The sequence below is a fragment of the Microbulbifer sp. ABF4_107 genome (assembly GCF_056312215.1).
In genome coordinates this window covers 237,193-242,090 of sequence record NZ_CM149983.1, presented here as the reverse complement: position 1 = coordinate 242,090, position 4,898 = coordinate 237,193, and the positions used below count along the sequence as shown (strand labels likewise).

At 53.3% G+C, this 4,898-nt stretch carries 4 protein-coding genes; 2 read left to right on the top strand and 2 right to left on the bottom strand.

What is annotated here, in order from left to right:
* Nucleotides 1-190: 190 nt before the first annotated feature.
* Together ACYX4K_RS00860 and ACYX4K_RS00855 are read right to left on the bottom strand one after the other, a co-directional pair.
* A complete protein-coding gene (locus tag ACYX4K_RS00860) occupies nt 191-943 on the bottom strand; it encodes a SapC family protein (RefSeq protein ID WP_475090660.1) in 753 nt (250 codons plus the stop codon).
* A 147-nt stretch (nt 944-1,090) separates the two neighbouring features.
* The gene (locus ACYX4K_RS00855; protein WP_475090661.1) at nt 1,091-1,306 is read right to left on the bottom strand and encodes a hypothetical protein; all 216 of its coding nucleotides are present in this window, start codon (nt 1,304-1,306) and stop codon (nt 1,091-1,093) included.
* 240 nt (nt 1,307-1,546) lie between these two features.
* Here ACYX4K_RS00855 and ACYX4K_RS00850 point away from each other — a divergent pair, with 240 nt between their 5' ends.
* Together ACYX4K_RS00850 and ACYX4K_RS00845 are read left to right on the top strand one after the other, a co-directional pair.
* Entirely contained in the window at nt 1,547-2,080 is a 534-nt protein-coding gene (locus ACYX4K_RS00850; RefSeq protein ID WP_475090662.1) for an ECF-type sigma factor, read from the top strand.
* 16 nt (nt 2,081-2,096) lie between these two features.
* Nucleotides 2,097-4,850 carry a protein kinase domain-containing protein gene (locus ACYX4K_RS00845; RefSeq protein WP_475090663.1) on the top strand — a complete coding sequence of 918 codons (2,754 nt, stop codon included), beginning with the start codon at nt 2,097-2,099 and terminating at the stop codon, nt 4,848-4,850.
* Nucleotides 4,851-4,898 lie beyond the last annotated feature (48 nt).

The window sequence follows — 4,898 nt, the reverse complement described above, 5'->3', positions numbered from 1 at the left end:
GCTCAGGATCCTTGAAAACGGCTGGGATGGTTTTCGTCGTTGTAATTTTTCGTGCGCGCAAGCGGCGCCATTTCAGTATTTGCTAAAACAGCAAAGCAGCCGCACCGTTTTTCCGGATTGCGACTGCTTTGGACCAGACTACTTCAACAGGCCCGGCTTTCTGCCGGTCGACCGGCACAGTGAATTGGCGCTAGTTCAGTGCGCCGGCTTCGGCTTTCTCGTGCGCCTCCGCCACGGCATTTGCCTGCAGCTGCTTTTTGGACATCTGACGCAGCGCCCCCAGAGAGTGCAGATGCGCATAAACCCAAGCCAGTTGGCCGGTCTTGAACCAGGCCTGCACCTTGCCGGCATCGACGTCGATTAGTTTGGCCTCATCAACCACGTGCAGCCCCTCGAGGCGTACCGGCTTGCCGTCTCCTGCCATCACCTGGATATCAAAGGATTTGAACAGGTCCTGCTCGGCAAGCGCAGCGCAGAATTCACGGGTTACCCTGAAAGACTTGTCGAAGTTGGTAAGAAACTGCAGCACATTGTTTAGCGTCTCGCTGTTTTCACCGTTCTCGTCAAAAAGCGGCTGACCATCTTGCTCGGAGAACTGGCCGCTCTCTTCGTCGAAGCAGACCGTCTGGCTATCGGTCATTGCGAAGGGATAGCGACGAATAAACGCGGGTACGTAATTGCCCTGCCATATACCCTCCTCATCCACCTGGGTGTGCTGATTGTTACGCAGGGAAAGTAGTGCCAGAGGGAAGTACTCGCCGGCTTCATTGCGGCTGAAAAAGATGGGCAGATCGCGACTGGCTTCGAAGAATTCAATACCGGTGAGGGGCACTGAATTGATTTCGCTAGAGAAACGAAATCTGTCACTGGGAGAAAATTTCAGATTGCGGTGATTTTCCCGGTTCAGGGCAACAGGTTTTGAATAGAACAGTAATTCGCGCATTTTCTTATTCCGTAAAAATCTAGATATATATTTTTTTGTATGATTCCCTTCATAAATCGGCCCCTTACAAAAGGCCCGCGGGAACAGAATAATGTGATAAATTTAACGACTTTCTCGTGACGAAGTTAGAATTAATTCCGGTATCATTCACATTTCTACAGTTAAGTCACGTAAGTAAAGGTTGTGTGGCAATGAATAGAGCTGCCCGAAATCCGGTAACTTGCTCGTAGCAGCGCCTTCGGCCTCTTTTATTGAAGCGCCGCGTAAAATTAGACGGTCGCCCACTTCTGATCGGGCGCTCAGCACCACAAATGAAAACACGGAAGCCCCCAGGGAAAGTCCTACCAGAAATTGTTTGAGCATGTGTGTGCCTCCCGCCGTCAGGGCGTTTCGGGTACTGATTCGTTGGCCATTCATGGCAAATGAGAATCCTTAGAAGTAGTTACGTAACTGAGCAGAACTTTCCCTCATGATTGAGGAAAATTATTTTTGCGATTTTCTATTGATCAATTTTGCAACAACCTCTAAAACAGCAGCGGGCCCAAAAGCATCAGGCCCGCGCTCACAAGAACAACGAAACAGCAAGCCGAAGATAGCGACACCATGTCTCAGCAAGTACATTTGCCAGAACTTACCGGGCAGCTCTATGAGGAGCTGAGGCGCTGTGCCCGCCGTATCCTCTCAAACCAGTCGGAAGGGTTGACCCTGCAAACAACCGATGTAGTGCACGAAGCCTGTTTGCGCTTAATGGAGTCCCCTACCCAGTTTGAAAGCCGCACCCATCTGTACCGTTGCGCCGCCAAAGCCATGCGCCACTTGCTGGTGGATCACGCGCGCGCGAAATCAGCCCAGAAGCGCAGCGGGCAACACATGCGTACCGTTTGGATGGATAGTCTGCTGGGAGATATCGATGTAAACCTGGGCCTGCTGACCATTGATCAGACTCTGACCGAGATGTCGCAGATCAGTGATCGGCTAGAGAGTATCGCCGAGCTGCACTATCTCGCTGGATTCACACAGGCCAAGGTGGCAGAGGTACTTGAAGTCAGCGTGGCAACGGTGGAAAGGGAGCTGAAATTCGCACGCGCTTTCCTTACCGACCGCCTCCAGGAACTCCACCACCCGGCAAGCGCCTGAACGGCCCCCTACGAATATGTCCATCACTGACAAGCGACTGACCGACAAGCGACTGAAAGTCGTCAAAGCGCTGTTCGACCGCTGCGCTGACACCCCCCGCAGCGAACGCGAAGCGCTACTGAATATGAGCAATGCCACCCCTGCAGAAATTCAGGAGGTGGAGCGCCTACTGGCCTTTCACGACACCGCAGCAACAAATGGCAGCCAGACCAGTATCATCGGCCAGCAACTGAAAACCCTGAGCCAGAGCCTGCCGCAAGGGCAGATGTTAGGCGCCTTTGCCATCGAAGAAGAAATTGGCCGCGGCGGTATGGGAATCGTATTTCGCGCGCGACGGGCAGATGGCAACTATGAACAGCAGGTCGCCATCAAGATTGCACCGAGCTTTGCCAGCAGCGAGGAACTGAAACACTTCCACCAGGAACGCCAGATACTGGCGAAACTGCAGCACCCCAATATCGCCACCCTGCTGGACGGCGGCACCACCGATGACAGTCGCCCCTATCTGGTCATGGAATATGTGGCGGGGAGCCCGATTCACGAGCATTGCCGCAATAACAACCTGGATCTGAAAGCCCGGCTGCGCCTGTTTGCGGATGTGTGCGAAGCGGTCAGCTATGCCCACAGCCACCTGATCATTCACCGGGATATCAAACCGGAAAATGTGCTGGTGACTGAAAACGGTCAGGTAAAACTCCTGGACTTCGGTATCGGCAAAGCACTGCAGGCGGAAGGCGATCGCACCCATGCCACCGCACTCAAGGGCATGACCCTGGCCTACGCCAGTCCGGAACAGGTGCGAGGACTGCGCACCACAACCGCAACAGATGTGTACGGACTGGGCGCCCTGCTCTACTGCTTGCTGGCCGAGCAGTCTCCCCACGATGTAGGTGACAGCAGTGCCGAGAAGGTAATCGATGCGATTTGTCGCACGGAACCCACACTGCCCAGCCGCGCGCTGGCCAAATCGGCGGCCTTTGCCGAACGCCGAGCCCTGCGAGGAGATCTGGACAATATTGCAGGTAAAGCGTTGCGCAAGGAGCCGGAACAACGCTATGCCAGTGCCAGCGAATTGCAACGGGATATCGAGCGCTACTTACGCAGTGAACCGGTGCTGGCAACACCGCCAAGTTTTTTTTATCGCACCGGCAGGCTGATTTCGCGATACCCGCTGGCCTGTGCGCTATCGGCGTCGGTAGTGCTGGCAATTACTGCCGGGCTCGGCGCGTCTTTGCATCTGGCAAACCAGCTGCGAGGAGAGCGCGATAGCCTCTTGGCCGCACAGGAAGAAATAAAGAGACAGGTCAGTACAGCACGAAGAACCAGTGACTTGCTCGTCGACATGTTCGATGCTGCATCCCCTGCCCATGCGCAAGGGAGATCCGTAAATGTGGATGAATTGATAGACATTGCCACCAACAAAACTCGCGACTCCCTCAATGAAGAGCCCGCAGTTAAATCGCAATTACTAAGCGCTCTCGCCCGCGTACATTACAACCTGGGCAAATATCATGATGCAGCATCGCTGCAACAGGAGTCGCTGAACTATTTCGAGAGTTTTGGCGATTTGACTTCCCGAAATTTCCCCAAAGATCTAGCCCACAATGTAGCGGAACAGCTTATACAGCAAGGCCGCTACCAGCGGGAAATCGGCGCGACAAACGAAGCACAAAGCGTCCTCGAAAAAGCGATCGGGATTTTGGGTGTTTACCCAAATGACTTTCTGCTGGCACAAGCACTACACCGAAAAGGGCAATTGATTTCACGTGTAGGCAGTCCCGACGATGCCATTACAACACTCACTAAGGCGCAGCAAATCTGGGAAAAAATGCCCGATAAGGGAGGCGAGCTCGGTCTCGCAACCGGGCACAGTCTATCCAGCGCCTATTACAACAAACCCGACTTCCCAATGGCGGCGAAATCGGAATCAGAGGTGCTGGCACGGAGAATACAATTACTTGGGGATACACACCCGGATACACTGAATAGCTACCGCTTCACTGCCAGGAGCTATATGCGAATTGGTCGCTGGGATGAAGCGAGGGTTCTCGCCGAAAAAGCCTACCATAGTAGCCAGAGCCTGTTTTCAACCGACAGTAAGATTTATCGCCACTGCGTCCTCACTTATGTCCGCCTGCTAAGCGCTTTTGGCGATCATGAAAAGGCGCTGGAAATTATTAGTGAATTTCTACAAGAAGACCTAGTTGCACTAGAGGGAAGCGCAGAACTGCACAACCAGCGCGGGGAGTTTTACTTCAAACTGGGCCGTATTGACGAGGCGGAAAGTGACTTTGCCCGCGCAGTAGCCATTTACGCCGAACTCTACCCAAGCGGCTCTGGCTCGACGCTCATGCCCCGTACGAATCTCGGCGAGATTATGGCACTGACTGGTGAGCGAGAAGCCGGCATGCATATCCTAAATGAGGCACTTCAGGACAATATCGACAGGTATGGTGCGGAGGATTACGGTGTCGGGAGCTTTTATATGCGATTTTCACGTATCGCCCTGCACGATAAGGATTTCAACGAAGCGCTACGCCTGAACGCGCTCTCTCGCTCCATTCGGCTGAAAACCTTTGAGCGGAACCACCCAATCGTACTGAAGAACGATGCACTGGAAATCGAGATTTACCAACAGTCCGGGGAAATCGGTAAAGCGATTGAACGCTGCGAATTTCTGGCACGCACTTATGAGGAAATATTCCCGGAAGATGCGCCGGTGATCGGGTATTACCATTCATTACTCAAAGAACTAAAACACCAGATTTAACAGCCCTTCAGACCGATCTGGCCCAGACACAAAAAAAGCCGCAGTGTT

Coding starts and splice junctions, on each gene's coding strand:
- ACYX4K_RS00860 (WP_475090660.1), bottom strand. CDS start 943: ATGCGCGAATTACTGTTCTATTCAAAACCTGTTGCCCTGAACCGGGAA.
- ACYX4K_RS00855 (WP_475090661.1), bottom strand. CDS start 1,306: ATGCTCAAACAATTTCTGGTAGGACTTTCCCTGGGGGCTTCCGTGTTT.
- ACYX4K_RS00850 (WP_475090662.1), top strand. CDS start 1,547: ATGTCTCAGCAAGTACATTTGCCAGAACTTACCGGGCAGCTCTATGAG.
- ACYX4K_RS00845 (WP_475090663.1), top strand. CDS start 2,097: ATGTCCATCACTGACAAGCGACTGACCGACAAGCGACTGAAAGTCGTC.